34 protein-coding genes and 1 pseudogene are annotated in these 24438 nt (G+C 72.2%); 23 read left to right on the forward strand and 12 right to left on the reverse strand.

All coding sequences use genetic code 11. From position 1 onward, the window contains the following. Positions 1-9 precede the first annotated feature (9 nt). Both OJ962_RS07875 and OJ962_RS07880 read left to right on the forward strand, forming a co-directional pair. The gene (locus tag OJ962_RS07875; RefSeq protein ID WP_202955741.1) at positions 10-867 is read left to right on the forward strand and encodes a BKACE family enzyme; all 858 of its coding nucleotides are present in this window, start codon (positions 10-12) and stop codon (positions 865-867) included. Further along, positions 864-1619, forward strand: a complete 756-nt coding sequence (locus tag OJ962_RS07880; RefSeq protein WP_202955742.1) for a thioesterase family protein — start codon at positions 864-866, stop codon at positions 1617-1619. The genes OJ962_RS07875 and OJ962_RS07880 overlap by 4 nt, the downstream gene beginning before the upstream one ends. On the opposite strand, the gene OJ962_RS07885 is transcribed toward OJ962_RS07880, so the two are convergent. From OJ962_RS07885 to OJ962_RS07895, 3 genes are read right to left on the reverse strand one after another with little or no spacing between them, the layout of a single operon-like run. Then, positions 1558-2853: a cytochrome P450 gene (locus OJ962_RS07885; RefSeq protein WP_202955743.1), complete on the reverse strand. Its 1296-nt coding sequence runs from the start codon at positions 2851-2853 to the stop codon at positions 1558-1560. The two genes, OJ962_RS07880 and OJ962_RS07885, sit on opposite strands and share 62 nt — an antisense overlap. Before the next feature lie 45 nt (positions 2854-2898). Further along, positions 2899-4077 carry an SLC13 family permease gene (locus tag OJ962_RS07890; RefSeq protein WP_202955744.1) on the reverse strand — a complete coding sequence of 393 codons (1179 nt, stop codon included), beginning with the start codon at positions 4075-4077 and terminating at the stop codon, positions 2899-2901. Between the two features lie 52 nt (positions 4078-4129). After that, a complete protein-coding gene (locus tag OJ962_RS07895; protein ID WP_202955745.1) occupies positions 4130-4759 on the reverse strand; it encodes a DUF2804 family protein in 630 nt (209 codons plus the stop codon). Between the two features lie 63 nt (positions 4760-4822). On the opposite strand from OJ962_RS07895, the gene OJ962_RS07900 reads away from it, so the two are divergent. From OJ962_RS07900 to OJ962_RS07925, 6 genes are read left to right on the forward strand one after another with little or no spacing between them, the layout of a single operon-like run. After that, positions 4823-5647, forward strand: a complete 825-nt coding sequence (locus tag OJ962_RS07900; protein WP_202955746.1) for a carbon-nitrogen hydrolase family protein — start codon at positions 4823-4825, stop codon at positions 5645-5647. Next, the gene (locus OJ962_RS07905; protein WP_202956082.1) at positions 5644-6240 is read left to right on the forward strand and encodes a TetR/AcrR family transcriptional regulator; all 597 of its coding nucleotides are present in this window, start codon (positions 5644-5646) and stop codon (positions 6238-6240) included. Before OJ962_RS07900 ends, OJ962_RS07905 begins: the two co-directional genes overlap by 4 nt. Before the next feature lie 11 nt (positions 6241-6251). Next, positions 6252-6386, forward strand: coding sequence for a hypothetical protein (locus OJ962_RS07910; RefSeq protein WP_255526001.1), 135 nt, complete (start codon positions 6252-6254; stop codon positions 6384-6386). Beyond that, positions 6383-7018 carry a hypothetical protein gene (locus tag OJ962_RS07915; RefSeq protein WP_202955747.1) on the forward strand — a complete coding sequence of 212 codons (636 nt, stop codon included), beginning with the start codon at positions 6383-6385 and terminating at the stop codon, positions 7016-7018. Before OJ962_RS07910 ends, OJ962_RS07915 begins: the two co-directional genes overlap by 4 nt. Beyond that, positions 7019-7474, forward strand: a complete 456-nt coding sequence (locus OJ962_RS07920) for a phage holin family protein (protein ID WP_202955748.1) — start codon at positions 7019-7021, stop codon at positions 7472-7474. Beyond that, positions 7471-7716, forward strand: a complete 246-nt coding sequence (locus tag OJ962_RS07925) for a DUF3618 domain-containing protein (RefSeq protein WP_202955749.1) — start codon at positions 7471-7473, stop codon at positions 7714-7716. The genes OJ962_RS07920 and OJ962_RS07925 overlap by 4 nt, the downstream gene beginning before the upstream one ends. Here OJ962_RS07925 and OJ962_RS07930 read toward each other — a convergent pair. Further along, a complete protein-coding gene (locus OJ962_RS07930) occupies positions 7699-8865 on the reverse strand; it encodes an AI-2E family transporter (RefSeq protein WP_202955750.1) in 1167 nt (388 codons plus the stop codon). The genes OJ962_RS07925 and OJ962_RS07930 overlap by 18 nt on opposite strands. 77 nt (positions 8866-8942) lie before the next feature. Continuing rightward, positions 8943-9815, reverse strand: coding sequence for a DegV family protein (locus OJ962_RS07935; RefSeq protein WP_202955751.1), 873 nt, complete (start codon positions 9813-9815; stop codon positions 8943-8945). 115 nt (positions 9816-9930) lie between these two features. Between OJ962_RS07935 and OJ962_RS07940 the strand changes: the two genes are divergently transcribed. Genes OJ962_RS07940 through OJ962_RS07965 form a run of 6 tightly spaced genes read left to right on the forward strand, consistent with a single transcriptional unit; the run spans position 9931 to position 14018 of the window. Next, the gene (locus OJ962_RS07940; RefSeq protein ID WP_202955752.1) at positions 9931-10293 is read left to right on the forward strand and encodes a YciI family protein; all 363 of its coding nucleotides are present in this window, start codon (positions 9931-9933) and stop codon (positions 10291-10293) included. 32 nt (positions 10294-10325) lie between these two features. Continuing rightward, on the forward strand, positions 10326-11510 hold the full coding sequence (locus tag OJ962_RS07945) for an RNA polymerase sigma factor (protein ID WP_238931969.1): 1185 nt from the start codon (positions 10326-10328) through the stop codon (positions 11508-11510). A gap of 19 nt (positions 11511-11529) precedes the next feature. Beyond that, a complete protein-coding gene (locus OJ962_RS07950) occupies positions 11530-11928 on the forward strand; it encodes a hypothetical protein (protein ID WP_202955753.1) in 399 nt (132 codons plus the stop codon). Positions 11929-11940: 12 nt separating this feature from the next. Further along, entirely contained in the window at positions 11941-12786 is an 846-nt protein-coding gene (locus OJ962_RS07955) for an ABC transporter ATP-binding protein (protein WP_238931838.1), read from the forward strand. Beyond that, positions 12783-13637 carry an ABC transporter permease subunit gene (locus tag OJ962_RS07960; RefSeq protein WP_202955755.1) on the forward strand — a complete coding sequence of 285 codons (855 nt, stop codon included), beginning with the start codon at positions 12783-12785 and terminating at the stop codon, positions 13635-13637. The genes OJ962_RS07955 and OJ962_RS07960 overlap by 4 nt, the downstream gene beginning before the upstream one ends. 27 nt (positions 13638-13664) lie before the next feature. Continuing rightward, positions 13665-14018 carry a PRC-barrel domain-containing protein gene (locus OJ962_RS07965; RefSeq protein ID WP_202955756.1) on the forward strand — a complete coding sequence of 118 codons (354 nt, stop codon included), beginning with the start codon at positions 13665-13667 and terminating at the stop codon, positions 14016-14018. Here the strand turns inward: OJ962_RS07965 and OJ962_RS07970 are convergent, their stop codons facing one another. After that, positions 14019-14618 carry a class I SAM-dependent methyltransferase gene (locus OJ962_RS07970; protein ID WP_202955757.1) on the reverse strand — a complete coding sequence of 200 codons (600 nt, stop codon included), beginning with the start codon at positions 14616-14618 and terminating at the stop codon, positions 14019-14021. It abuts the gene before it with no gap. 225 nt (positions 14619-14843) lie between these two features. On the opposite strand from OJ962_RS07970, the gene OJ962_RS07975 reads away from it, so the two are divergent. Further along, complete coding sequence (locus tag OJ962_RS07975; protein WP_202955758.1) at positions 14844-15539, forward strand: hypothetical protein; 696 nt, start codon at positions 14844-14846, stop codon at positions 15537-15539. Here the strand turns inward: OJ962_RS07975 and OJ962_RS07980 are convergent. Continuing rightward, positions 15530-16189 (reverse strand): response regulator, encoded by a 660-nt coding sequence (locus OJ962_RS07980; protein ID WP_202955759.1) that lies wholly within the window; start codon positions 16187-16189, stop codon positions 15530-15532. The two genes, OJ962_RS07975 and OJ962_RS07980, sit on opposite strands and share 10 nt — an antisense overlap. Further along, positions 16186-17265, reverse strand: coding sequence for a sensor histidine kinase (locus tag OJ962_RS07985; protein WP_202955760.1), 1080 nt, complete (start codon positions 17263-17265; stop codon positions 16186-16188). Before OJ962_RS07985 ends, OJ962_RS07980 begins: the two co-directional genes overlap by 4 nt. A 136-nt stretch (positions 17266-17401) precedes the next feature. On the opposite strand from OJ962_RS07985, the gene OJ962_RS07990 reads away from it, so the two are divergent. Then, positions 17402-18112, forward strand: a complete 711-nt coding sequence (locus OJ962_RS07990) for a hypothetical protein (protein WP_202955761.1) — start codon at positions 17402-17404, stop codon at positions 18110-18112. On the opposite strand, the gene OJ962_RS07995 is transcribed toward OJ962_RS07990, so the two are convergent. Next, positions 18034-18729, reverse strand: a complete 696-nt coding sequence (locus tag OJ962_RS07995) for a type 1 glutamine amidotransferase (protein ID WP_202955762.1) — start codon at positions 18727-18729, stop codon at positions 18034-18036. The two genes, OJ962_RS07990 and OJ962_RS07995, sit on opposite strands and share 79 nt — an antisense overlap. On the opposite strand from OJ962_RS07995, the pseudogene OJ962_RS34360 reads away from it, so the two are divergent. Next, positions 18728-20157: pseudogene (locus OJ962_RS34360) on the forward strand (amino acid permease). The gene OJ962_RS07995 and the pseudogene OJ962_RS34360 sit on opposite strands and share 2 nt — an antisense overlap. Here the strand turns inward: OJ962_RS34360 and OJ962_RS08010 are convergent. The 3 genes from OJ962_RS08010 to OJ962_RS08020 form a co-directional block, all read right to left on the reverse strand. Next, positions 20041-20649 (reverse strand): serine hydrolase, encoded by a 609-nt coding sequence (locus tag OJ962_RS08010; RefSeq protein ID WP_202955763.1) that lies wholly within the window; start codon positions 20647-20649, stop codon positions 20041-20043. The pseudogene OJ962_RS34360 and the gene OJ962_RS08010 sit on opposite strands and share 117 nt — an antisense overlap. A 109-nt stretch (positions 20650-20758) precedes the next feature. Next, positions 20759-21163: a Grx4 family monothiol glutaredoxin gene (grxD, locus tag OJ962_RS08015; RefSeq protein ID WP_202955764.1), complete on the reverse strand. Its 405-nt coding sequence runs from the start codon at positions 21161-21163 to the stop codon at positions 20759-20761. After that, the gene (locus tag OJ962_RS08020) at positions 21160-21390 is read right to left on the reverse strand and encodes a BolA/IbaG family iron-sulfur metabolism protein (RefSeq protein ID WP_202955765.1); all 231 of its coding nucleotides are present in this window, start codon (positions 21388-21390) and stop codon (positions 21160-21162) included. Before OJ962_RS08020 ends, grxD begins: the two co-directional genes overlap by 4 nt. A 73-nt stretch (positions 21391-21463) precedes the next feature. Between OJ962_RS08020 and OJ962_RS08025 the strand changes: the two genes are divergently transcribed. The 6 genes from OJ962_RS08025 to OJ962_RS08050 all read left to right on the forward strand — a co-directional run bounded on the left by OJ962_RS08025 (position 21464) and on the right by OJ962_RS08050 (position 24430). Further along, a complete protein-coding gene (locus OJ962_RS08025) occupies positions 21464-21817 on the forward strand; it encodes a HesB/IscA family protein (RefSeq protein WP_202955766.1) in 354 nt (117 codons plus the stop codon). Positions 21818-21880: 63 nt separating this feature from the next. After that, entirely contained in the window at positions 21881-22132 is a 252-nt protein-coding gene (locus tag OJ962_RS08030; protein WP_202955767.1) for a hypothetical protein, read from the forward strand. Between the two features lie 20 nt (positions 22133-22152). Beyond that, positions 22153-22554: a hypothetical protein gene (locus OJ962_RS08035; RefSeq protein ID WP_202955768.1), complete on the forward strand. Its 402-nt coding sequence runs from the start codon at positions 22153-22155 to the stop codon at positions 22552-22554. Positions 22555-22601: 47 nt separating this feature from the next. Next, positions 22602-23315: a hypothetical protein gene (locus OJ962_RS08040; RefSeq protein WP_270006281.1), complete on the forward strand. Its 714-nt coding sequence runs from the start codon at positions 22602-22604 to the stop codon at positions 23313-23315. A gap of 19 nt (positions 23316-23334) precedes the next feature. Next, the gene (locus OJ962_RS08045) at positions 23335-23955 is read left to right on the forward strand and encodes a glutathione S-transferase family protein (RefSeq protein ID WP_202955770.1); all 621 of its coding nucleotides are present in this window, start codon (positions 23335-23337) and stop codon (positions 23953-23955) included. 10 nt (positions 23956-23965) lie between these two features. After that, on the forward strand, positions 23966-24430 hold the full coding sequence (locus OJ962_RS08050; RefSeq protein WP_202955771.1) for a group II truncated hemoglobin: 465 nt from the start codon (positions 23966-23968) through the stop codon (positions 24428-24430). Positions 24431-24438 lie beyond the last annotated feature (8 nt).

Below are 24438 nucleotides of genomic sequence, written 5' to 3' on the forward strand. Positions count from 1 at the left end.
GGTACCGGGGTGAGCGACCCCGTGATCTTGACGTGCGCCGTCTCGGGGGCGCTGGCTTCGCGTGAGCAGTGCCCGGCGATCCCGTACACGCCGGCCGAGTACGCGGCCGAGGCGCGGCGCGTGGTGGACGAGGGCGGCGTGATGGTGCACCTGCACGCGCGCCGGCCGGACGGGACGCCGTCGCACGCGATCGAGGACTTCCGCGCGATCACGGACGCGATCCGGGGCGAGGTCGGCGACGCGCTCATCATCAACTACTCGACCGGCGCGTTGGGCGTGCCGATCGAGGTGCGGCAGGCGTACCTGAAGGAGCTGCGGCCGGACGTCGGCGCGCTGAACATGGGCTCGATGAACTACGCCAAGTACTCGGCGCGGCGGAAGGACTTCGTGTTCAAGGCCGTGTTCGAGAACTCGTTCGACACGATCGGCGCGCTGCTGGCGACGATGGTCGAAAGCGGCATCCGGCCCGAGCACGAGTGCTTCGACTCGGGCCATGTGGCGTCGCTCGATCCGTTGCTCGACATGGGTGTCCTGAAGCCGCCGCTGCAGGTGTCGTTCGTGATGGGCGTGACGGGCGGGATCCGGCCGACGGCGCGCAACGTCGCGCACATGGCCGAGCAGGTGCCGGACGTGCCGCACCAATGGGGCGTGATCGGCATCTCGCGCGCGCAGTGGGGGCTGCTGGCCGCGGCCCTGTCGCTCGGCGGGAACATCCGCGTCGGGCTCGAGGACAACTTCTACCTCCCGGACGGGGCGATGGCCCGGTCCAACGGTGAGCTGGTCGCGCGGGCGGCGCGGATGGCGGTCGACTCGGGGCGGCGGCTGGCGACGGTCTCCGAGGCGCGGGCGATGCTGGGGCTCGCGTGAGCTTCTACGTGGACCTGGGCGAAGGGCGCTTCCGGGCGACGAAGCGGACCTCCGGGCCGTGGGACCCGGCGCACCAGCACGCCGGACCGCCTTCGGCGCTGATGCTGCGGGCGTTCGAGCGGCTGGCGTCCGAGCTCGTGATCGCGCGGATCACGATCGAGATCCTCGGGCCGGTGGCGATCGGGGAGATGGACGTGCGCGTCGAGGTCGAGCGGCCGGGGCGGTCGGTCGAGCTGCTCGCGGGGTCGATCGCCGTGGACGGCCGCGAGGTGCTGCGCGCACGGGCCTGGCGGGTGCGGCCGGCTCCCGCGGGCACCGTCGAGGAGGCTCCCGTCGACCTGCCCGAGCAAGAGCACGTGCCGCCGGCCGCGCTGGGCGAGACGTTCGGCTACGCGCACGCGGTCGAGTGGCGGTGGGCCCGCGGCGGGTGGCTGGACCGCGGGCCGGCGACGGTCTGGACGCGCATGAAGATCCCGCTCATCGAAGGCGAGGAGCCGTCGCCGCGCCAGCGCGTGACGGTCGTGGCCGACAGCGGGAACGGCGCGTCCAACGTGCTCGACTGGGCGCGCTACCTGTTCATCAACACCGAGCTCACGGTGCACTTCGTGCGCGAGCCGGTGGGCGAGTGGGTCCTGCTGGACGCGGCGACGCAGATCGCCGAAGGCGGCGCCGGGCTGGCCTCGTCCGTGCTCAGCGACCGGACGGGACCGGTTGCCCGCGGCGCGCAGGCGCTGCTCGTCGCGCCACGATGACGCGGCCGTCGGCCTTCGGGGCGAGCGTGATCGAGCGGTGCTTGGTGTCCTCGGCGGAGGTCGTGCCCGGCTGCAGCTCCACCACGGCGTCGGCGATCGCGCGCAGCACCCAGCGCATCTCGAACAGCGCGAAACTCGCGCCCAGGCAGCGGCGCACGCCGCCGCCGAACGGGATCCACGTGTAGGTGCCGGGCGGCTTCTCCAGGAAGCGCTCCGGGCGGAATGCGAGCGGGTCCGGGTAGATGTCCGCGCGGGTGTGGATGAGGTGGATCGACGGCACGACCGCGACGCCCGCGGGCAACGTGTAGCCGGCGATCTCGTACGGCGCCTTGAGCAGGCGGATCACGCCCGGGAGCACGGGGCGCAGCCGCAGCGTCTCCTTGCACACGGCGTCGACGTAGTCGTCGTCGCCCTCGCGCAGCCGCGCCCAGGCGCCCGGGTGGCGGGCGAGCCGCTCGAGCGCCCACGCCAGCGCCGTGGCCGTGGTCTCGTGCCCGGCCACGAGCAGCGTGAGGAGCTCGTCCTTGAGTGTCGCGTCGTCCATGTCGGTGCCGGCCAGCAGCATCGAGAGGATGTCGGCGTGCTCGGAGAGATCCGGGTCGGCGCGGCGGGCCGTGATCAGCTCGCCGAGCAGGGCGTCGATCGGCACGCGGACGCGGTCGAAGACGGCCGTGTTCGCGCGCTTGCCGCCGAGCACCGACAGCACGAGCACGCTGGTCCGGCCGACGAACTCGAGCAGGCCGTGCAGCGCGTCGCGCAGGCGCTGGTCCCGTGAGCCGAAGACGGCGCGCATGATGATCTCGAGCGTGAGCTCCTGCGTGCGCAGGCGGGTGGCGAGCGGCGTCCCGACCGGCCAGCCCGCGACCTCCTCATTCGCGATGGCGCGGATCATGTCGCCGTAGGCCTGCATGCGCTCGCCGTGGAAGGGCGGCAGCAGCGCCTTGCGGTGCTGCATGTGCTCGGAGCCGTCCAGCAGCAGGACGCTGCGCGCGCCGAGCAGCGGCTTGAGGATGTTGTTGCCCTCACCCGCGTGCAGCACGTTCGGGTCGCCGGTGAAGACCTGCTTGACGTGATCGGGATGGCCGAGCATGACCCAAGGGGCGCGCTGCTCGACGTGGATGGTGAAGACGTCGCCGTAGCGCTCGCGCAGGCGGCGCGAGTACGGGCCGGGGCGCGTGAGCCAGCCGACGGTCTGCGCGAGGTGGGGGCGCGGCGGGCCAGGCGGGAGCGTCATCGCACTCGCGAAGCTACCGGTTGTCCGTGCCCGTGTGTGTGACGCTCACACCGTCAGCCACAGCGCGACGGTGCCGAGGACGAGGATCGGCGGAACGGACAGCACGCCCAGCAGATGGAACTCGCGGTGGCTGACCTGCTCGCCCTGCTGGTGCAGGACGCGGCGCCACAGCAGCGTGGCCAGTGAGCCGGTGTAGGTCAGGTTGGGGCCGGCGTTGACGCCGATCAGCACCGCGAGCACGATGTGCGGCCCGGCGGCGGCCGCCGCGGGGAGCAGGACGAGCAGCGCCGGGACGTTGTTGAGCGTGTTCGCCAGCGCGGCGGCGAGGAACGTCGCGCCCAGCAGCGCGAGCAGTCCGGTCCCGCTCGGAAGGACGTCCGCGGCGATGTCGGCGAGGCCCGCGTCGGCGAGCGCGCGCACGATCAGGCTCAGGCCGAGCACGAACGCCAGCAGCGGGAAGTCGATCGCCCTGATCCGCGGCACCATCGCCAGGGCGCCGAGCGCCGCGGGCCACGCGGGGTCCAGGTGCAGCGGCTCGGCGACGACGAAGCCGGCCAGCGTGAGCGCGAGGATGACCAGCGGGCGGCGCGGGAGCGGCGGCGGGGCGGCGTCGGGCGTCGTGCCGGGCGCCGCGAGCGCCGTGCGGAACACGCGCCGGATGACGATCCACTCGATCGCGATCGCGACCGCCGTGGGCAGCGCCATGTGCGCCGCGAAGCCCGCGAACGAGAGCCCGGTGGCGCTGAACGCGAGCAGGTTCGTGAGGTTGGAGACGGGCAGCAGCGTCGAAGCGCTGTTGGCCAGGTGTGAGCACGCGTACACGTGCGGGCGCCCGGCGAGCCGCGCCTTCGCCGCCGCGGCGAACGCGGCGGGCGTGAGCAGGACGACGGTCGCGTCGAGGCCGAGCACGGCGGTCACCGCGACCGCAGCCCCGAACACGTAGCCGAGCAGCCGCGGGCCGGACCCACGGGCGCGCGCCGCCATCCGGGCCGCCAGCGCGTCGAACAACCCCGCCCGCTCGCACCCGTCGCCGAGCACGAGCAGCGAAGCCAGCACGATCAGCGTCGACGCCAGCGACTCCGCCTCGTCGAGCGCCGCGTCCGGCTCGAGCACGCCGAAGACGAGCAGCAGCGCCGCGCCCACGAGCGCCACGAGCGCCTCGGGCGCGCGCCGCCCGATCGCGGCGGCGATGGCGGCGACGAGCGCCGCGGCAGCCGCGATCACGCGTACACCGGCGGTGTGGTGCCGGCGCGCGGCCGGCCACCACGCGGCCGGGTCACCAGAGCGCCTCGTGGCGCTCCATCACGCCGAAGCCCTGCGCGAGCTCGCCGGCGATCGGCAGCGACCCCGTGAACGTCCCGAACGGCTGCTCGTAGTCGGAGGCCAGGACGAGGTAGTTCTCCTTCGCGGCGCGCGTGGCGAGCGCGGTGAAGCGCAGGTCGGCCACCCCTTCGATGCCGTCGAACCGCGGCGGGTCCACGCGGTGCGGCGTGCCGTTCACCCACACGGTGTTCTCGCCGGGATGCATGCCCTCGACGAGGTTCCAGACCACGGCATCGCCGCCGGTCGTCACGCCCGCGCCCGCCGACCACAGCCACGACGTGCGGCGCGGGTGGCGGCCGTGGGACTCGTCGAGCAGGCCCGGCGCGTCGAGCTCGCGGCCGAGCACCGTCCCGCGCACGCGCAGCGGCGTCTTGCGCGTCCAGGTCGGTCCCGTCTCGGCCTCGATCGGCTCGCCCTCGTCGAGCTGCAACGCGAACGGCGCGCGCGTGCCCTCGTGCAGCGTCTTCCCGTCCCAGACGGCCCACCACGAGCGGCGCACGAGGCCCACGCGGGCCTGCGCGACGCACAGCATCATGTCGGGCGCGAAGGCGCCGATCCAGCGCCAGGACTTGCGGAGCGGCATGGCGTCCACACGATATGCTCCGGCACCGGATTGACTGGTTAGTCAACCGAAGGAGACATTGCCTTGCGCGCCGCCGCCGTCCAGCTGCAGTCGACCCCCGACCGCGACCGCAACCTCGAGACCGCCGACCGTCTCACGCGCGCCGCCGCGAAGGCGGGGGCGGAGCTCGTCGTACTGCCCGAGAAGTGGCCCGCGCTGGGCACGCCGGAGCAGACGATCGCGGCCGCCGAGCCGCTCGACGGTGCCGTCGCGCAGTGGGCGAAGGCCACGGCGCGCGAGCTGGGCATCGACCTCGTGGCGGGCTCGTTCACCGAGCAGGGCGAGCCGCGGCACAGCAACACCTCGTTGCACGTCGGCCCGGACGGCGAGGTCCACGCGACCTACCGCAAGATCCACATGTTCGACGTGGAGGTCGGCGGGCGTGTCTACCAGGAGTCCGCGCACGAGGCGCCCGGCGAGGAGATCGTCACGTCGGACACGGCGGCGGGGCCCACGCTCGGCCTCTCGATCTGTTACGACGTCCGCTTCCCCGAGCTGTACCGCATCCTCGCGGTCAAAGGCGCGCAGATCATCGCCGTGCCGGCCGCGTTCACGTTCGCGACCACGCGCGACCACTGGGAGATCCTGCTGCGCGCCCGCGCGATCGAGGGCCAGGCGTTCGTGGTCGCGGCCAACCAGGTCGGCGAGCACGCGCCGGGCATCCGCTCCGGCGGGCGCTCGATGATCGTCGACCCGTGGGGCGTCGTGCTCGCGACCGCACCGGACACGGAGACGTTCGTGGTCGCCGACCTCGACCTCGAGCGCCAGGCCGAGATCCGCCGGACGCTGCCGTCGCTGGCCAACCGGCGCCCCCAGGCGTACGCGTGGCCCGACGAGGTCACGGCGTGACGAAGGCCGCGCCGGTCGACAAGCGGCGCCTCATCCTCGACGCCGCCGTGCGCGTGTTCGCGCGCGAGGGGTTCCACAAGTGCCGCGTGTCAGACATCGCCGACGAGGCGGGCGTGGCCTACGGGCTCGTCTACCACTACTTCAAGTCCAAGGACCAGGTGCTCGACACGCTCTTCCTCGAGCGCTGGGAGGTCCTGCTGGAGGCGATCCGCCACACGGACGCGACCGACCTCCCCGCCGAGCAGAAGCTGCACCAGATCGCGGGCTTCATCATCGACTCCTACCGTCACGATCCCGACCTGATGAAGGTGATCATCGTCGAGGTCACGCGCGCCGCGAACTCGTTCGGCGCCGTACACATCGGCAAGATCGGCGAGGCCTACGCGCTCATCCGCGGCGTGGTCGAGAAGGCGCAGGAACGCGGTGAGTTCCGGGCCGAGATCCCGGCCGAGTTCGCCGTCATGTCCTTCTACGGGGCGATCGAGCAGGTGTTGACGGGATGGATCTTCGGGCTGCTCGACGAGAGCGAGGCCGAGTACGAGGACGCGAAGGTCCACATCGTGCAGACCATCTGCGGCGGCCTGGCCGCATAGACTCCGCCGCTATGGACAACGATCTCGTCAAGCGCCTGGCCTGGTCTGGCCTGCTCGCCGGCACCGGGGCCCTGGCCTCGATCGTGACGACGCGGCTGGCCGCTGTGGTTTTCCGCCGCATCTTTGGGGAAGATCCGCCGGAGTGAGTAAGGACGACCCCCAGCGCACCCAGGAGTGGGACGCCCCGCCGGACATCGAAGAGCCGGGAGTGCCCGCCCAGGCCGGCAGCGTCTCCGCCGGCTCCACGGCCAAGGAGGCCGAGGAGGCCGCCGCCGCCCGTGAGGCGCAGGCCCAGGCCGAGCGCACCAAGGCCGAGGCCCGCGGCGCCGAACTGCGCGCCGAGCTGCGTGAGACGGACGCGCGCCGCGCCGAAGAAGAGACGGCCAAGGCCCAGGAGCAGGCCGAGTCCGCTCGTCGCGAAGAGGAGAAGCAGACCCGCAAGCAGCGGCGCGCGCGCCAGGAGGCCGAACGCGCCGAAGCCGAGGCGCGCCGCGCGCGCGAGCAGGCCGGGAACGCGGAGCGCCTCGCCGTCAAGGGCTCGACGCCCGGCAAGGAGCCGCCGGCGGCCGTGAGCGGCGCGAGCGTGATGAGCCCGGGCCTGGGCTCGGAGACCGACCCGGCCGCGGCCGCGTCGGCCGCCGGTGCCTACCGCCCGCCGGTGGAGGCGCCGCGCGCCGGAGGCGAGCCAGGCCCGCTGGACCGCCCGGAGGTGGTCGCGGGGCTCGTCTTCGCGGGTGCGTTCCTGGCGGCCCGCATCTTCAAGAGGCTGGTCGACTAGATGCCCGATCATCAGACGTCCGAGCTCGCGAAGGCGATCACCGAGGTCACCGAGAAGGCGCAGCTGCTGGTCCGCGAGGAGATCGCGCTGGCCAAGGCCGAGGTGACCGAGAAGGTCTCCGGCCTGGTCAAGGGCATCGCCGTCGGCGCCGCCGCCGGCATCTTCGTGCTCGCCGGCCTGATCTACTTCCTGCACTTCCTCGCGCTGCTGATCGCGGACGTGCTCGGGTCCAACCCGTGGCTCGGCTACCTGATCCTCGCGGGCGTGCTGTTCCTCTTCGGCGGCATCGCCGGCTTCATGGCCGCGCGCTTCTTCAAGAAGGGCACGCCGCCCACCCCGCAGATGGCGATCGAGGAGGCCCAGCTGATCAAGGCGACGCTGCAGAACCCCCACCCGGCCACGCCCGAGGGCGTCGTGGCGCCGACCACGCCGGGCAAGGTGGAGGCCAAGCGATGAGCGCCCAGCGCACGCCGGAGGAGATCCGGCGCTCGATCGAGGCCAACCGCGCCGAGCTCGGCCTCGCCGTCGAGAACCTCCGCGGCGAGATCACCAAGGCCACCGACTGGCGCTCGCAGCTGGCCGCGCACAAGCGCGAGGTAATCATCGGCGCGGCGGTCGCGGGCTTCGTGCTCGGCGGCGGCATCGCCGCGATGACCGGCCTGCTCACAGGCCGGCGTTCTTCACGGCGTCACTACTGAGCCGCCCGCCGGCGGGGGAACGTCTTCGGGCGGGACCGCGCCGGCGGTGAGCTCCGCTCGCGCCTGGTCGCTGCGGTACTCCCACCACTCGCGGATGCCGATCTGCACGGAGGCGGCGACCGGGATCGCGACCAGCGCGCCCAGGACGCCTAAGAGCGTGGAGCCGAACAGCACGGCGACGAGCACGATGAACGGGTGCACGTTGACCGCGCGCTTCTGGATCTGCGGCTGGATCAGCGTGTTCTCGACCTGCTGGTAGATGATCGAGTAGATCGCCCACACGATCGTCGCCGTCGGGAAGTCCGCGAACACGGTGACGACGCCCACGAGCACCGCGCCGATCGTCGCCCCGATCAGCGGGACGAGGTCGGCGAAGAAGATGATGATCGCCAGCGCCGCTGCGAACGGGACGTCGAGGATGATCAGGACGATGTAGGCGCTGACGGCCGCGACCGTGGCCTGCGCGAGCACGCCGCCGACGTAGCCGCCCACCGCCTTGCCCATGTGGTTGGTGGCCGAGCGGATGCGCGCGGCGTGCCGCGGCGGTCTGAGGTCGATCGCGCGCTGCACCCATTTGTGCCCGCTGCCGAGCAGGAACGCGGTCAGCACGAGGATCGTGAACAGCGCGAACAACGAGTTGACGACCCCAAGACCGATGTCGCCGAGCACGTTCGCGGCGTCCCCGATCCGGCCTGGCAGCGTTTCCGCCTGCTCCTGTAGCTGGCCCGTGATGTTGTAGTCGGCCTCGAGGCTGCGCAGCCGCTCGTTCTTCTCGACGTAGTTCTGGACGTCCTGCGCGTATTGCGGGAGGTTCTGGATGAGGTTGTTGGTCTGCGTGACCAGCGGCGGCACGATCAACGCGCCGATGCCGATCGGTATCAGGAGCAGCGCCAGGTACACGATCGTGATCGCGAACCCGCGTTTCATCCACTGGTCGAGCCAGTTCACGGGGCCGCTCAGCGCCACCGCGAGGAAGATGGCGATCAGCACCCAGCTGATCGGCTTGCGCAGCAGGTACACGAGCCACAGGGCGAGCGCGAAGAAGACGACGATGAACAGCGTCCGCAGGACGATCTGCGCCGACAGGTGAGGGACCACCCGGACCAGCGGCGGTTCCTTGCGGTCTGGGGGATCGAGGGGGACGCCCACCGCGCACGGCTTTCTCGATCCGCGGTGCGAATCCTCCAAGGGCGTGGTCGCGCGCACCCGGCAGGAGCGGCGCGGGGCTACATCGGGCCCAGGAGTTCCGTGCGCAGCCCGGCGACGCCGAGGATGCCCGGGCCGGTGTGCGTGCCGATCACGGGGCCGATCTCCGAGACCATCTCGGGGTCGCGCCCGAAGATCTCGCGCCCGCGCTCGGCGAGGCGCTCCGCTTCCGCGGGTGCCTGGATGTGCTGGATCGCGAACGCGTCGCAGCCGTTCTCGTGGCGCTGCTCGAGGTGGGCGACCAGGCGCTCGAAGGCGCGGCCGGCGGTGCGCACGCGCTCCACCGGCTTCATCTCGCCCTCGATCGTGAGAATCGGCTTGACCTTGAGTGTCGCGCCGATCCAGGCGGCGGCCGCGCCGATGCGCCCGCCGCGGCGCAGGTACTCGAGCGTGTCCACCATCACGAGGATCTGCAGGTCCTCACGAAGCTTGTTCGCCGCTTCGACGGCGCCTTGCAGGTCGGCCCCGCGCTCGACGGCGTTGGCCGCCGCGACCGCCATGAAGCCGTGGCCGGCGCTCCCGGTCTGCGAGTCCACCACGACCATCTGCTCGGCGGGCATCCCGCGTTCGATCAGCAGCTCGCGGGCCTGCTCGGCGGCGCGCACGGTGCCGGAGATGCCGCCGCTGAGGTGGACGGAGAGCACCTCGTCGCCGGCCTCGACCAGTGGCTCGTAGACCTCGAGGAAGTCGCCGAGCGAAGGTTGCGAGGTGGTCGGCAGATCACCCGCGCTGCGCAGGAAGTCGTAGTAGGCGTCGTAGTCGGGGAGGTCGATCTCGCGATCGGTCCTGCCGTCCCAGTTGACGTACAGGGACACCAGGTGGATCCCGTGCCGCGCGATCACGTCGGAGGGGAGGTACTGCGTGGTGTCGGTGACTACCGCGATCCTGGACATCGCCGGAGGAACCCTAACGCGACGACCGGACGAGCGTTTGCGCGCCACGAATGTCAAGCACGAGGATCCCGGACGTCGTAGGGTCGACAAGCGACCCAACTGGAGGGCACCACCCATGAAGTTCCTCGCGATCATCTACAACGACGAATCCATCTACGCCGACGCGACGCAGGAGCAGATCGCCGCGTCCTTCGAGGCGCACGGGGCGTTCGCCGGGGCGGCCGGCGAGGCGGGCGTGCTGCTCGGCGGCGAGGGCCTGGAGCCCACCGCGGCGGCCACCACCGTGCGCGTGCGCGACGGGGAGCGCATGCTCACCGACGGTCCCTACGCCGAGACCAAGGAGCAACTCGGCGGCTACTACCTGCTCGAGTGCAAGGACCTCGACGAGGCCCTGACGTGGGCGGCGCAGATCCCCGAGGCCAAGTTCGGCGCGGTCGAGGTGCGCCCGGTCATGGACTACGACGGGTACGAGGGCTGAGCGCCGGGCCACAAGCGGTTCTGGTCGACCGCCTGTTCCGGCGCGAGTCGGGGCAGGCGGTCGCCGTGCTCACGCGCGTCCTCGGCGACCTCGACCGCGCCGAGGAGGCCGTGCAGGACGCGTTCCTGGTCGCGCTCGAACGCTGGCCGCGCGACGGGCTGCCGGACAATCCGGCGGCGTGGATCGTCACCGCCGCGCGCAACCGCGCGCTCGATCGCATCCGGTCCGAGAAGCGTTGGATCGGGCGGCGCAAGGCGCTCGAGGCCGAGCTGCGCACGGTCGGCGAGGAGGCGCCCGAGCCGGACGCCGACGAGCCCGTGAGCCCGATCGTCGACGACCGGCTGCGGCTCATGTTCACCGTCTGCCATCCCGCACTCGCCCCCGAGGCGCGCGTCGGGCTCACGCTGCGCACGCTCGGCGGGCTGAGCACGGCCGAGGTCGCGCGCGCGTTCCTGGTCGCCGAGCCGGCGATGGCGCAGCGCATCTCCCGCGCCAAGCGCAAGATCGCGTCGTCGGGCATCAAGTACGAGATCCCGCGCGACGCCGACCTGCCCGAGCGCCTGCGCAGCGTCCTCACGACGCTGTACCTGATCTTCAACGCGGGCTACGGCCCGCCCGTGCGCAGCGAGTTCACGGCCGAGGCGATCCGGCTCGCGCGCCTGCTCGTCCAGCTGATGCCCGACGAGGGTGAGGCGGTCGGCCTGCTCGCGCTGATGCTGCTGCAGGACTCGCGCCGCGCCGCGCGGGTGGACGCGGACGGCCGGCTGGTGCTGCTGCGCGACCAGGACCGCAGCCTCTGGGACCGCGAGCAGATCGCCGAAGGACAGCGGTTCGTGGCGCGCGGGTGGCAGCTCGGCCGGCTCGGCGTCTACCTCATCCAGGCGTCGATCGCGGTCGAGCACGCGCGCGGTTCGGACTGGACGCGGATCGTCTGGCTCTACGACCAGCTGTGGGCCGTGTCGCCGACGCCGGTCGTGGCGCTCAACCGCGCTGTGGCCATCGCCGAGCGCGACGGGCCGGAAGCGGGCCTGGACGCGATGGACGCGATCGGCGACCTCGACGGCTACCACCTCTTTCACGCCGCGCGCGCCGACCTGCTCCGCCGCCTCGACCGGCTGGGTGAGGCCCAAGCGGCCTACGGCGCCGCGCTCGGGCTGTGCGACAGCGAGGTCGAGCGGGAGTTCCTGAGCCGTCGGATCGCGGAGCTAGGCTCGTAGCCAGATGCGCGTCGGCTGGATGTTGCTCATCTTGGCCGCCGCGCTGGGGGTCGGCAGCGCCGTGGCCGTGGAAGAGGCGCAGTTCTTCTTCTTCGTGCTGCCCGCGATCTTCATGCTCGCGATGGCGATCGCCGCGCTGCTGCTCGCGCCGCTGATCGCCGGACGGGGGTTGACGGGCCGCCCGCCGAAGCCGCCGTGGCCGATCATCGCCGTCGCCCTCGCGGTCGGGGCGCTGATCGTCTTCCCCGTGAAGGCGGACCTCCCGCGCGAGGGACGGGTGTGCGAGGACAGCACGGTCGCGCTGCCCGAGCAGGTGCTCAACGAGCTCACCGACGACGAGGACGCGACCGTCGTGTACGTGAACACGTGCACCACCGGCGGAGTTGAAGATTCCGTGCAGAACGGCGGGTCGGGCTGAGAATCGGGCAGGATGGCCGGCGTGCCTGACGCACTCGCTGTCGAAGACCTCCGCAAGCGCTACGGCGCGAACGAGGCGCTCAAAGGCGTCGACCTGACGGTCGGCGAAGGGGAGCTGGTCGGCCTGCTGGGGCCGAACGGCGCCGGCAAGTCCACCCTCGTCAAGATCGCCTGCGGCCTGGTCCAGCAGACGAGCGGGAGCGCGGCCGTGGCGGGCGCGCCCGCCGGCTCGCTCCCAGCCAACCGCTCGCTCGGCTACCTCGCCGAGCTGTTCCGCTTCCCCGACTGGCTGGCCGCGGATGAGCTGCTGCAGCTGCACCAGAAGCTCGTCGAGTCGCGCGGCGGCGCGGCCGAGCGGCGGGAGCTGCTCGAGCTCGTCGGGCTCGGCGAGGTGCCGGACCGGCGCGTGGGGCAGATGTCGAAGGGCATGCAGCAGCGGCTCGGGATCGCACAGGCGATGCTCGGTGAGCCGAAGCTGCTGATGCTCGACGAGCCGACCAGCGCGCTCGACCCGGCGGGCCGGCGCACGGTGCGCGAGCTGCTGGAGACGCTGCGCTCGCGCGGCGTCGCGGTGCTGCTCAACTCGCACCTGCTGTCCGAGGTGGAGCTGGTGTGCGATCGCGTGGTGATGATCGCGCGCGGCGAGGTGGTCGCGGCGGGCGCACCGGAGGAGCTCTCGCGTGCGGGCGGCGTGGAGGTCACCACCGGCCGCGGCGTGCGCCACTTCGCGCAGGCCACGCGTGAGGAGCTGCCCCGGATCGTGCGCGAGCTGGTCGCCGAGGGCGAGGACGTGTACGAGATCCGCGTGCTGCGCTCGTCGCTGGAGGACGTGTACCTCGAGCTGGTGGGCGGGCGATGAGGGGCGCCGGGATCGTCGCTGGCGTCGCCCTGCGCGAGTCGGTGCGCCGGCGCGTGTTCGTGGTCGTGGCGCTGCTCACCGTCGCCTTCCTCGGGCTGTACGGGCTCGGCGTGTGGCGCGTCTCGCGCGAGGTGACCGAGTTCGGCGACTTCCAGTCGGGCGTGGACGGCGACGTGGTCGCGGGCGCGACGCTGCTCGGCCTCTCGATGTTCGCGACGCTGTTCCTCGGCGCGATCCTCGCCGTCTTCCTGACGCTGAACGCCGTGCGCGGCGACGCCGAGCGCGGGCTGCTGCAGCCGTTGATCGTGCGCCCGCTCGGGCGCGGGACGTTCCTGCTCGGGCGCTTCGCGGCCACCGCGGGCGTGTGCGTGACCTACACGGTGTTCGTGTTCCTGGCTTCGGTCGTGATCACGAACCTGTTCATCGACTGGTGGCCGGACCGGCTGTTCGTTCCGGCGTTCCAGATGGCGGTCGCCGTCGCGGTGCTGGCCGCCCTCGCGCTCGGCGGGTCGGTGTTGCTGTCGAGCACCGCGAACGGGATCGCGATCTTCATGCTCTTCGGCGCCGGGCTCACGGCCGGGCTGCTGGGCCAGATCGGGGAGGCGCTGAGCTCGGAGACGCTGCAGGACGTGTCGCAGGTGACGTCCTGGATCCTGCCGTTCGAGGCGCACTACCAGAACGCGCTGAGCCAGATCACGGCCGACACGTTCGGCTTCTCGCGCTTCGCGATCGACCTCGGCCCGTTCGGCGGCGCGCAGGAGTTCGGCTGGTTCCTCTGGCCGTTCACCGCGCTCTATCTCGGCGCGATCGCATTCGGCGCGCTCGCCGCCTTCCGCCGCCGCGACTTGTGAGCCGCGGCGTGGGGTAGAGCAGCGGGCATGATCGCAGTGGAGAACATCGCGGACTGGCGCGGTCAGGAGGTCGTCGACCCCAACGGCGAGAAGCTGGGCAAGCTCGACGAGGTCTACTACGACGGCGAGACCGACGAGCCCGCCTTCCTCGCGGTCAAGACCGGCCTGGTCTCCAAGTCGGTGACGCTCGTGCCGCTGGTGCGCGCGACCGTCGGGCGCGACTACGTGCGCGTGGACCGGCGCAAGGCCGTCTTCAAGAAGGCGCCGAGCTTCGACACCGACAAAGAGCTCACGCTCGACGACGAGGCCGCGACCTACGAGCACTACTCGATGGACTACACGCCGGCGGGCACCGGCGCGCGCCGGCTCGCCAAGCGTTGATCACCGCCGGATCGCGATGAAGCGGCTGCCCGTCGCGGGGATCTCGCCCGCGGCGATCAGCCTCTCCTCCTCGGCGCGGTGCTCCAGCCCGAGCTTGTGGCGGTACAGGTAGGCGCCGGGCACGGGCTCGGAGACGTCGAAGTGCACCGCGAGCGCCTCCCGCAGGCGCGGTACCGAGGCGATGTGGTCGCGCATGTGGGCGACGAAGTGCGCTGGGTCCTCGTCCTGCTTGCCCACCTTGTCCAGCCACCATCGGGCGGCCCGCTCGTCGAGGGCGGCGACGTCGTACTCGTCGACCACCAGCCGCGCACCGGGGCGCAGCAGCCGCTCGGCGAGGTGGCACAGCGAAGCCTCGAGCGGCTCGACGTGATGCAGCGACGTCATCGCCACGGCGGCGTCGAACGGCTCCGACGGCGCGAGCTCGAGCAGCGGGACCGGCAGTACGTCGCCCTCGCCGACCGGGTCGATCGCGGTCACGTCGTACCCGGCACCGCGCAGCACCTGCGCGAGCGCGCCGTCCCCGGCGCCGATCTCGAGGACTCGGGCGGGCGCGGGCGGCAGGGCGGCACGGACATAGGCGATGGCGTCAGGAGCAGGCACGGCCGGCCACGATAGGCGGCCGCCGCGGGTTCGCCAAGTGCACTTGCCAGCAAGGCAAGTTTCCTAAAGAGGGACTGTCCCCCTTTAGGTTCGCCACGCCGACGGACCGCCAAATCCCTTGCTGCGCCGCCGTGTTTCCTAAAGAGGGACTGTCCCTCTTTAGGTTGACCAGGTCGCACCGCGTGGGTGATGACCGCGCCCGGGAAGCGGCCGTAGCGTCGGCCCATGCTGTCCGATCCCCGCCGCTTCTCCCGTCTGGTCGCCGCGTTCTCGCTGATCGCCGCGCCGCTGCTCGTCCTCGCCGGCATGGCGGCGACGCCGTGGGAGGACGAGAACACCACCGCCGCCTACCACGACGCGCTCGCCGGCCATCCTGACCAGGCCGAGATCGCCGCGATGCTGTTGCACTTCGGCTTCCTGGCGCTGCTGCCGGCGTCACTCGGGCTGATGCACCTGGCGCGCGGCGCGATGCCCAAGCTCGCGCACGTCGGCGGGCTGCTCGCGATCTTCGGCCTCGCGACGCTGCCCGGCCTGCTGGTCACGGACTTCTACGACCTCGCGCTCGCCGAGGCGCTGCCGCGCGCGCAGTCCGTGCCGATCTCCGACGCCACGCAGGAGAGCTGGGCGGCCGCGGTGCTCGGCCTCACGGCCGCGTTCCCGACGATCATCGGCATGATCGTGCTGGCGGTCGCGGCGTGGCGCGCGGGCGCCGCGCCGGGCTGGACCGCACTGCTGGTCGCGCTCGGGTGGCTCGCGCCGATGGCCGGGCCGATCGGGCTCGCGTTCTCGGTCGCGGGCGCGATCCTGCTCACGATCGGGCTCGGTTGGATCGGACTCAAGGTGGCGCGGATGGACGACCAGGCATGGTCCGAGCGCGCGTTCGTCCGGGCCAAGCCGAAGCCCGAGCCCGCCTACGCCTGACCCGGCTCGACGATGCCGTGCTCGTAGGCGAACACGACGGCCTGGACGCGATCGCGCAGGCCGAGCTTCATCAGCACGCGCGCGACATGGGTCTTGACCGTCGCGTCGCCGATGATCAGCTCGGCCGCGATCTCCTGGTTGCTGAGCCCGCGCGCGAGCAGCGTCAGGATCTCGTGCTCGCGCCCGGTCAGCTCCGAGAGCTCGCGCGGCGGCGGCCTGACGGCGGCGCGGCGGCCGAAGGCGGCGATCACCCGACGGGTCACGGCGGGGTCGATCAGCGCGTTGCCCGCCGCGACGGTGTGGACCGCGGCGATCAGCTGCTCGGGCGGGGAGACCTTCAGCAGGAAGCCGGACGTCCCGGCCCTCAGTGCCTCGTAGAGGTACTCCTCCTCGTCGAAGGTGGTGAGCACGAGCACCTTCGGCGGCGCGTCCGTGGCCAGCAGGCGACGCGAGGCCTCGAGCCCGTCGAGCACCGGCATGCGGATGTCCATCAGCACCACGTCCGGCTTGACGTTGCGGGCGACGCGCAGCACCTCCTCGCCGTCACCCGCCTCGCCCACGACCTCGATGTCCGGCTCGGCGTCGAGCACCATCTTCAGCCCGGCGCGCACGAGCACCTGGTCGTCGGCGACCACCACCCGCACCGTCATGCCGGCAGCCTCGCGTGCACGCGGAAGCCCGCGCCGCCCGGCAGCGGCCCGGCCTCGAGCTCGCCGCCGAACAGCGCGGCGCGCTCGCGCATCCCGACGATGCCATGCCCCGAGCCCGCCGACGGCGCGTGCCCCGGGCCGTCGTCGCGCACCTCCAGCTGCAGGTCGCGCCCGTAGCGGACGCGCACGTCGACGCGGGCGCCCGGCGCGTACCGCAGCGCGTTCGTGAGCGCCTCCTGCACGATCCGGTAGGCGGACATGTCCAGGCCGGGGGCGAGCGTCGCGGGGTCGCCCTCGATGTTCAGCGTCGCGTTCAGCCCGGCTTCGCGCACCTGCTCGACGAGCGCCTCGACACGGGCGAGGCTCGGTTGCGGCGCGAGCTCGGCGCCGTCGTCGCGCTTGCGCAGGATCCCGAGCATGCGGTGCAGCTCGACGACGGCCTGGCGCCCCGTCTCCTCGACGCCCGCCAGTGCCTCGCGCTCGCGTTCGCGCGCCGGGTCGTCCCCCAGCAGCCGTCGCACCGCGCCCGCCTGGAGCACCATCACCGAGACGCTGTGAGCGACAGCGTCGTGCAGCTCGCGCGCGATCCGCGCCCGCTCGTCCGCGACCGCGGTCTGTGCGTGCTGCTCGGCCTCCGCGCGGCGGGTCTCATGCCCGTGCAGCAGCCGCCCGAGCGTCCACGCGAGCACGTAGAAGCCGCACTGCGCGCCGGCCTGCGCGAGCTCCATCTCGCGCCCGGAGGCGAAGTCGAGCCACACGTACGCGACGCCGATCCCGAGACCGATGGCGGCGGTCCGCAGCTCGAGCTGGTACCCGACGGTGAACAGCAGCAGCAGCTCGGCCAGGAACGGGGAGAGCGGATCGGTGTCATAGGTGGCGTCGTGCGCCATCACCTGACCGAGCACGATGGCGGTCAGGGCGAGCAGCGGCGACCGGCGCCGGAACGCGACCGCCGCGCCGTTGACGACCGCCGCGGCGAGCCAGCGGCCCGTGTGGTCGCGGGCCAGCGCCTCCAGCACGCCGAGCGCGAGGATGGCGACCCCGATGGCCAGGTCGATGAGCTGGACGCGACGCACGATGGCGCGCACGCTACCGGCGGGCGAGGCGCCCATCGTCGTCCGCGCGGATGATCCACGGGTCCGCCGCGCGGGTGACCGCGAATCGCCGCCCCGGGGGAAGACCGCTCACGGATCCCGGCGTAGCTTCGTCGGCATGCTCTCCGACCCCCGCCGCTTCTCCCGTCTCGTCGCCGCGTTCGCCCTGATCGCCGGGCCGCTGATCGTGCTCGCGGGCATGATCGCGACGCCCTGGGAGGAGGAGGCCACGACCGCCTCCTACCACGACGCGCTGGCCGCCCACCCGGGCCAGGCCGAGCTCTCCGCGACGCTCCTGCACTTCGGCTACGTCCTGCTGCTCCCGGCCGCGCTCGGGCTCATGCACCTCGCCCGCCGCGCCTCACCCAGGCTCGCGCACACCGGCGGCCTGCTCGCCGTCCTCGGCCTCGCCACGCTCCCCGGCCTGCTCGTGACCGACTTCTACGACCTGGCCCTGGCCGAGGCGCTGCCGCGCGCCGAGTCGGTCGCGATCGCCGACGCCGCGCAGGAGGGCTGGGCCGCCGCCGTCATGGGCCTGTCCGCCGTGTTCCCGATGCTGATCGGGCTCGTCCTGCTGACGGTCGCCGCGTGGCGCGCCGGCGTCGCGCAGGCCTGGATGACCGTCGGGATCGCGGTCGCCTGGCTGCTGCCGTTCGTCTCCGGCACCGGGCTGGTGCCGGCCGTCGCGGGCGCCTCGCTGCTGCTCGCGATCCTCGGCTCGATCGGCGTGAAGGTCGCGCGGATGGGCGATCAGGCGTGGGCCGAGCGCGCGTTCTCGCGCACGACGCGCGTGAAGGCGCCGAAGATCGCGGTCGAGAGCGCCGCCTGACCGGCCAGGTGGCGGGCGTCCGCGGCGCGGGCGTCCGCCACCGTGGTGCCGGCCTCGCCCACCGCCTCCGGCCAGCCGGCGTACCAACCGTCCAGCGTCACCTCGTCCACCTCCGGGTGGAACTGGACGCCCCACGCGGAGCCGCCCACGCGGAAGCCCTCCGCGCGCCCGCCGTCCGGCCGCGCGTAGACCTCGACGGCGCCGGGCGGCGGCTCGAAGCCGTCCTGGTTCCAGTGCAGCGCGTGCGCGCCGGGCGGGATCGCGCCCAGGACCGGATCCTCCGCGATCACCGTCAGCGGATGCCACGTCAGCAGCCGCCGCTCCAGCCGCAGGTTCTCCCCGCCGGTCGCGCGCGCCAGCAGCTGCGCGCCGAGGCAGACGCCCAGGAACGGGATCCTGCGCGTGACCGCCTCCGCGATCAGCTCGACCTCGGGCGCCAGTGCCGGGTCCCATGCGGCCTGCTCGCCGCCGAACGACACGAGCCCGTCGAGCCCGGCCAGGTCCGGCAGCACGCCGCCGAAGTGCTCCTCCACCGCACCGAGCGGCGCGGCGGCGTTCCCGAAAAAGGGCTGTTGCAGGTGATGGATGACGGCGATGCGCGGGTACTGGGCGTTCATGGATTCAGGGGGTCTGCAGAGCGGCCTCAAGCGCCGCCACGTGACGATGATCTCGCTCGGCGGGGTCATCGGCGCCGGGCTGTTCGTGGGCTCGGGCGCCGTGATCAACCAGACCGGGCCGGCTGCGGTGCTCTCCTATCTTGCCGCAGGCCTGCTCGTGATCCTCGTGATGCGCATGCTCGGGGAGATGGCGGTGGCCCGCCCGCGCACCGGCTCGTTCGCCAGCTACGCGGGCGAGGCGCTCGGGCCGTGGGCGCGCTTCACCGTCGGCTGGCTGTACTGGTACTTCTGGGTGATCGTGCTGGCCGTCGAGGCGGCGGCGGGCGCGGCGATCATCGAGGAGTGGCTGCCCGGCGTGCCGATCTGGGCGTCCAGTCTCGTGCTGATGATCCTGCTCACGGCCACGAACCTGATCTCGGTGCGCTCCTTCGGCGAGTTCGAGTTCTGGTTCGCGTCGATCAAGGTGGCGGCGATCGTGGCCTTCATCGCGGTCGCGCTCGGCTACGTGATCTTCGGCGGTGGGGTGGCGCCGCTCACCAACGAGGGCGGCTTCGTCCCCGAGGGCGGCGTGACGATCCTGTCCGGCATCGTGATCGTGATCTTCGCCTTCGTCGGCGCGGAGATCGCCACGATCGCGGCGGCGGAGTCCGACGAGCCGGGCGAGTCCGTGCGCAAGCGACCAACTCCGTGATCACGCGCGTGCTCGTGTTCTACGTGCTGGCGGTGTTCCTGATCGTCGCGATCCTGCCGTGGAACTCGGCCGAGCTCGGCAAGTCCCCGTTCGCGGCCACGCTGGACGAGATCGGCATCCCGGCCGCGGCGCAGGTGATGAACGTGATCGTCCTCACCGCGGTGCTCTCGTGTCTCAACAGCGGGCTCTACGTTGCTTCGCGCATGAACTTCTCGCTCGCCCGTGAAGGCGACGCGCCGCAGTGGATGGTCGCCTTGAACGGGCGCGGCGTGCCCGCGCGGGCGATCATCATCGCCAGCTCGATCGGCTTCCTGTCGGTGATCGCGAACGTGATCTCGCCCGACAAGGTGTTCCTGTTCCTGCTCAACACCAGCGGCGCGGTCGCGCTGTTCGTCTACCTGCTGATCGCGTGCTCGCAGCTCGTGCTGCGGCGCCGGCTCGAGCGCGAGGACCCGGAGGCGCTGAAGATCCGCATGTGGGCGTACCCGTACCTGACGTACTTCGCGATCGCGGCCATCGGCGTCGTGATCGCCTCGATGGCGTTCGTGGAGGACGTGCGCTCGCAGCTGTGGCTCGGGCTGCTGAGCGTCGGCGTCGTGCTCGCCGCCTACTTCGTCAAGTCACGCGTGCAGCACACGCGCGGCGACGCCGGCGAGGGTGGCCGCCCCGTACGCGACCGACGGTTCGTCGCTGGTCAGGACCGCGAGCGCGACCCGTCGTCCGTCCCGCTCCAGTAGCGCGGCCTGGTGGGTGAGGCCCTTGCGCCACCCGCCCTTGAAGAGGACCGTGAAGCCGCGCCGCTCGGCGACGGGCGCGATGCCCCAGCGCTGGCCGCGCGTGACGCCGGCCAGCAGCTCGCGCGCGTAGGCGCGGTGGCGCGCGGGCAGGAGCCGGTCGAGCCGCAGGAAGAACCGGGCCTGATCGGCGGCCGTGATGCGGGCCTCGAAGAGCGCGCCGACGGGCTGGAAGTGCGTCATCCGGGCCGCGCGGGCCACGGCGTTGAGCGACGCGTCCCCGTACGTCTTGTAGACCTCGCGCGCGGCCTTGTTGGACGAGCGCACGATCATCGGACGCAGCCGCTCGTCCTCGTGCGGGGCGAGCGGGCGGTCGGCGGCGGCCCGCAGGACGGCGACGAGCAACATCGCCTTGGTCATGCTCGCGCTGCGGAACTGCACGTCGAGGTCGTGGCCGCGGATGCGACCATCGGCGCCGGCGACGGCATACGCCACCGTGCCCGCGCGCGTCTCGGCGAAGCGGTTGGCCTGCGCGCGGCCCTCCGTTCCCGTGGTGAGCGGGCCCGCGGCCGCGAAGCTCGCGGCCGCGGTCGCCAGAAAGGCGCTAGACGAGGTCGTTCTTGATCTGGAGGGGCGGGGCGCCCGGCTCCGCGGCCGCGGGGGCCTCGGCCGGCGCGTCCGGCTTGGGCTCCAGGCCAAGGGTCTCGCGCAGCTCGCCCGACTCGTACATCTCCGTGACGATGTCGCAGCCGCCGATCAGCTCGCCGTTGACGAACAGCTGGGGGATCGTCGGCCAGTTGGAGATGGCGGAGAGCTCCTGGCGGATGCGCGGATCCGGGAGGATGTCCACGGCCGCGTAGGAGGCGCCGAGCGCGTCCAGGGCCGCGACCGTGCGGGCGCTGAAGCCGCACATCGGCTGCTCCGGGCGGCCCTTCATGAAGAGGATCACTTCGTGCTCGGAGATCGCCTTGGAGATCTCGTCGCGGATGGGGTTTTCGGTGGCGCTCATGCTTCCGCCTTCGTGACGAGGGATAGGGCGTGGATCGGACCGCCGATGTCGGCGCCGAACACCGCATACACGCGGCGATGCTGCTCGATGCGGCTCATCCCGGCGAACTCCGGCGCGATGACGATGGCGCGGAAGTGGTCCTCCGTGCCCGTGAGGTCCGTCACCTCGGCCGTCGACCCCGGGATCGCGGCCTCGATGCGCTGCTTGAGGTCGTCCGTGGAGGGCATTCACCCGAGAGGGTAGCGGTCGCTACACTTCGGGAAGTATTGGCTGGGAAACCCGCACGGGAGTACTGACAAAGTGATCACCTTCACCGAAAAGGGCGCCGAGAAGGTTCAGGAGTTCCTGGCGTCCCAGAGCACCGACGTGCAGACGTCGGGCCTGCGCGTGGGCGTCCGCGGTGGCGGGTGCTCCGGCTTCCAGTATGCGCTCGCGTTCGACCAGGAGCGCCCGGGTGACGAGGTCTTCACCGACCACGGCCTGCGGATCCTCGTCGACGGCCCGTCGCTCCCGTACGTCAAGGGCGCGGTCGTCGACTACGTCGAGTCCATGCAGGGCGCCGGCTTCAAGGTCGACAACCCGAACGTGATCGCGGCCTGCGGCTGCGGCTCTTCCTTCCGCGTGGCGGAGGAAGAGGAAGTCTCCGCGGTCTGACGATTCCCTTAATGGCGCGCCGCGCGGTGCGTGGCGCGACCGCTCACGGGTACCAGAGCGGGCATGCTTCGTTCGCTGGTACCCGCCGTCCTCGTCCTGCTCACCGGTCCCGCCGCGGCGCACGCCGCGCTCGCTGACCGATACGTCCCGTTCTACGACGCGGCCGACGGGGTTCGCGCGGGCCGGGACGAGGTGCGCTTCGACGCCAAGGCGGCGGCGCTGTACCGGCGCACGCTCGCGGGCCGCCGGGTGACCGTGCGCTGCCAGACCGTCCCGGCCAGGACATCGACCTCGGCGGCACCACCCGGCCGCTGAAGCCGCGCAACCGCCGGATCGTGCTGCCGCGCAACGGCGAGGTGTGCGCGCTCGCCACGCCGCGCCGGACCGCCGAGCGGGCGTGCCTGCCGCTGGACCGGACGGGCGAGCAGTGCCTGCGCGTGATCCTCGCGCGGTCGGACGCGGCCCGCGCGTACGTCGCGGACTTCTCGCGCACCGTCGAGCTCTCGCTCGTGCTCGCCGCCGCGGACCCGTTCGACATCGGCCCGGAGGTGGTCGCGCTGCCCTCGCCCGACGCCGCCCCGGCTGCCGGGCAGGTCGGCGTGTGGCTCCAGGGCGGCTCGCGCGCCGTCGCGGTGCTGGATTCCGCGGGCGTGCGGCGCTTCGCCCGAGTGGACGGCGGCGTCTTCTCCACCAACGTCGAGGCGTTCGTGGACATCGCGGACCTCACGTTGTTCTAGCCGAACGTCCCATTGATGAGCGAGCGTGCGCGGCTTCAATGGCCCGCATGCTCCGCTGTGCCGTTCTCGCGTGCCTGCTCACGTTCGTGCTCGTGCCGTCCGCCCACGCCGCGATCGGGGACGAGCTCATTCCCTATGTGGACGCGTCCGACGACGTCCACGTCGGGACGCCGAGCAGGCACGCGGTGACCGTCCGCTTCGGACCACGGGCGGCGAAGCTCTACCGGTCACTGCGCGGCGGCCCGTACTCGTCGGGCTGCATCGCCGAGCGGCGGCGAGGAACCTCGAGCGGTGGGCACAACGAGCTGCCGCGCAAACGCTCTCGAGTCACGATCGCGGTGACGCCTGGAGCCGACGTGTGTTTCGTCGCGACCGCGGCGCGCGCGTCGGACGGCGGCTGTATCAACCCACGGACCGTCCGGGACCGTGAGTGCGTGCGGTTCGTCGTCGCCCTGAGCGATCGCGGCCGGGCGATCGTCGACGAGATCAAGCGGACGTTCGAGATCGGAGGGCTCTTCTTCGAGGACGAGGTGCCGTTCGCGGAGCTGCAGCAGATCCTCGGCGGCGACCTGGTCACGCTGGCCACCCCGGACGCGTTGCCGCCGCCCGGGACCGTCGGCGTCTTCGACGACGGGAACGTCCGCGTCGTCGCGGCGCTGCTCGCCGACGGGACTCGCTGGTTCGCGCGCCGGGACGGCGGGGTCTACAGCACCAACGTCCCGCGTCTGTTCGGGGACCGGGACACGCTCACGTTGTTCTGAGGCGTCGCGTTGGAGGCGTATGCGCCTCTACGACTACGCGGCCTCCGGGAACTGCTTCAAGGTCCGGCTCCTGCTCGGGATGCTGGGCGTCGAGTACGAGCGGGTCCCGGTCGACATCTTCGCCGGGGACACGCTCACCTGCGAGTACGCGATGATCAACCCCGTGCGCGAGACCCCCGTGCTCGAGCTCGACGGCGGCGAGCGGATCACGCAGTCCAACGCGATCCTCTGGTACCTGGCGGAGGGGACGGTGTGGCTGCCGGACGGACGGCTGGAGCGCGGGTGGGTGGCACAGTGGCTCGCGTTCGAGCAGGAGCGCGTGATGGGCGGGCTCGGCGGGCCGCGGTTCCTGCTGGCGACCGGACGCGCGACCGAGGCGCAGGTCGCCCGGCGGCTCGCCACCGGGCGCGGCGCGCTCGAGGTGCTCGACGCGCACCTCGCCGCCCGCGACTGGCTCGTGGGCGAGGCGGCGAGCATCGCCGACCTGTCGGTGTTCGCGTACACGAGCGTGGCACCGGTCGAGGTGCCGGCCAACGTGGAGGCATGGCTGGAGCGGGTGCGCGCCCTGCCGGGGTTCGTCGACGACTTCGTCCCCTATCCGGAGAACGCGCAACTCGGGGCGGGAAGCTCGATCTACTAGCGTCCGCGGTGTGAGCGAGACGCCGACGATCTATGAGTGGGCCGGCGGGCGCGACGCGTTCGCGCGCTGGCTGAACGCGTTCTACGACCTCGTCGAGGACGACGAGGATCTGGCCGAGCTGTTCGGCGGCGCCGTGAGCGAGGCGCACCGCGAGCATGTCGTCACGTGGTGGTGCGAGGTGATGGGCGGGCCGGCGGAATACACGGCGCACCACGGTGGCTACGAGCACATGCTCGGCCACCACATCGGGCTCGGGATCACGGCCGAGCAGCGGCTGAACTTCGTGACGCTGCTCTCGCACGCGGCGGACCTGGCGGCGCTGCCCGACGATCCGGAGTTCCGGGCCGCGATCATGGGATACGCGGAGTGGGGCACGCGCCTGGCGCTGCAGAACTCGCAGCCGGGCGCGGACGTGGCCGAGCACGCGCCCGTCCCGCGCTGGGGCTGGGGCGTGGCGCCGCCGTACATCCCGTAGGTAGCCTC

Source organism: Solirubrobacter deserti (assembly GCF_027587175.1).
Taxonomy (GTDB): Bacteria; Actinomycetota; Thermoleophilia; order Solirubrobacterales; family Solirubrobacteraceae; genus Solirubrobacter; species Solirubrobacter deserti.

Bases quoted from the DNA above. Each gene is read 5' to 3' on its own strand.
- OJ962_RS07885 (WP_202955743.1), bottom strand. From the start codon at position 2,853: ATGACGCTCCCGCCTGGCCCGCCGCGCCCCCACCTCGCGCAGACCGTC.
- OJ962_RS07895 (WP_202955745.1), bottom strand. From the start codon at position 4,759: ATGCCGCTCCGCAAGTCCTGGCGCTGGATCGGCGCCTTCGCGCCCGAC.
- OJ962_RS07910 (WP_255526001.1), top strand. From the start codon at position 6,252: ATGGACAACGATCTCGTCAAGCGCCTGGCCTGGTCTGGCCTGCTCGCC.
- OJ962_RS07920 (WP_202955748.1), top strand. From the start codon at position 7,019: ATGCCCGATCATCAGACGTCCGAGCTCGCGAAGGCGATCACCGAGGTC.
- OJ962_RS07925 (WP_202955749.1), top strand. From the start codon at position 7,471: ATGAGCGCCCAGCGCACGCCGGAGGAGATCCGGCGCTCGATCGAGGCC.
- OJ962_RS07935 (WP_202955751.1), bottom strand. From the start codon at position 9,815: ATGTCCAGGATCGCGGTAGTCACCGACACCACGCAGTACCTCCCCTCC.
- OJ962_RS07940 (WP_202955752.1), top strand. From the start codon at position 9,931: ATGAAGTTCCTCGCGATCATCTACAACGACGAATCCATCTACGCCGAC.
- OJ962_RS07950 (WP_202955753.1), top strand. From the start codon at position 11,530: ATGTTGCTCATCTTGGCCGCCGCGCTGGGGGTCGGCAGCGCCGTGGCC.
- OJ962_RS07955 (WP_238931838.1), top strand. From the start codon at position 11,941: ATGGCCGGCGTGCCTGACGCACTCGCTGTCGAAGACCTCCGCAAGCGC.
- OJ962_RS07960 (WP_202955755.1), top strand. From the start codon at position 12,783: ATGAGGGGCGCCGGGATCGTCGCTGGCGTCGCCCTGCGCGAGTCGGTG.
- OJ962_RS07965 (WP_202955756.1), top strand. From the start codon at position 13,665: ATGATCGCAGTGGAGAACATCGCGGACTGGCGCGGTCAGGAGGTCGTC.
- OJ962_RS07975 (WP_202955758.1), top strand. From the start codon at position 14,844: ATGCTGTCCGATCCCCGCCGCTTCTCCCGTCTGGTCGCCGCGTTCTCG.
- OJ962_RS07980 (WP_202955759.1), bottom strand. From the start codon at position 16,189: ATGACGGTGCGGGTGGTGGTCGCCGACGACCAGGTGCTCGTGCGCGCC.
- OJ962_RS07990 (WP_202955761.1), top strand. From the start codon at position 17,402: ATGCTCTCCGACCCCCGCCGCTTCTCCCGTCTCGTCGCCGCGTTCGCC.
- OJ962_RS07995 (WP_202955762.1), bottom strand. From the start codon at position 18,729: ATGAACGCCCAGTACCCGCGCATCGCCGTCATCCATCACCTGCAACAG.
- grxD (WP_202955764.1), bottom strand. From the start codon at position 21,163: ATGAGCGCCACCGAAAACCCCATCCGCGACGAGATCTCCAAGGCGATC.
- OJ962_RS08020 (WP_202955765.1), bottom strand. From the start codon at position 21,390: ATGCCCTCCACGGACGACCTCAAGCAGCGCATCGAGGCCGCGATCCCG.
- OJ962_RS08030 (WP_202955767.1), top strand. From the start codon at position 21,881: ATGCTTCGTTCGCTGGTACCCGCCGTCCTCGTCCTGCTCACCGGTCCC.
- OJ962_RS08040 (WP_270006281.1), top strand. From the start codon at position 22,602: ATGCTCCGCTGTGCCGTTCTCGCGTGCCTGCTCACGTTCGTGCTCGTG.
- OJ962_RS08045 (WP_202955770.1), top strand. From the start codon at position 23,335: ATGCGCCTCTACGACTACGCGGCCTCCGGGAACTGCTTCAAGGTCCGG.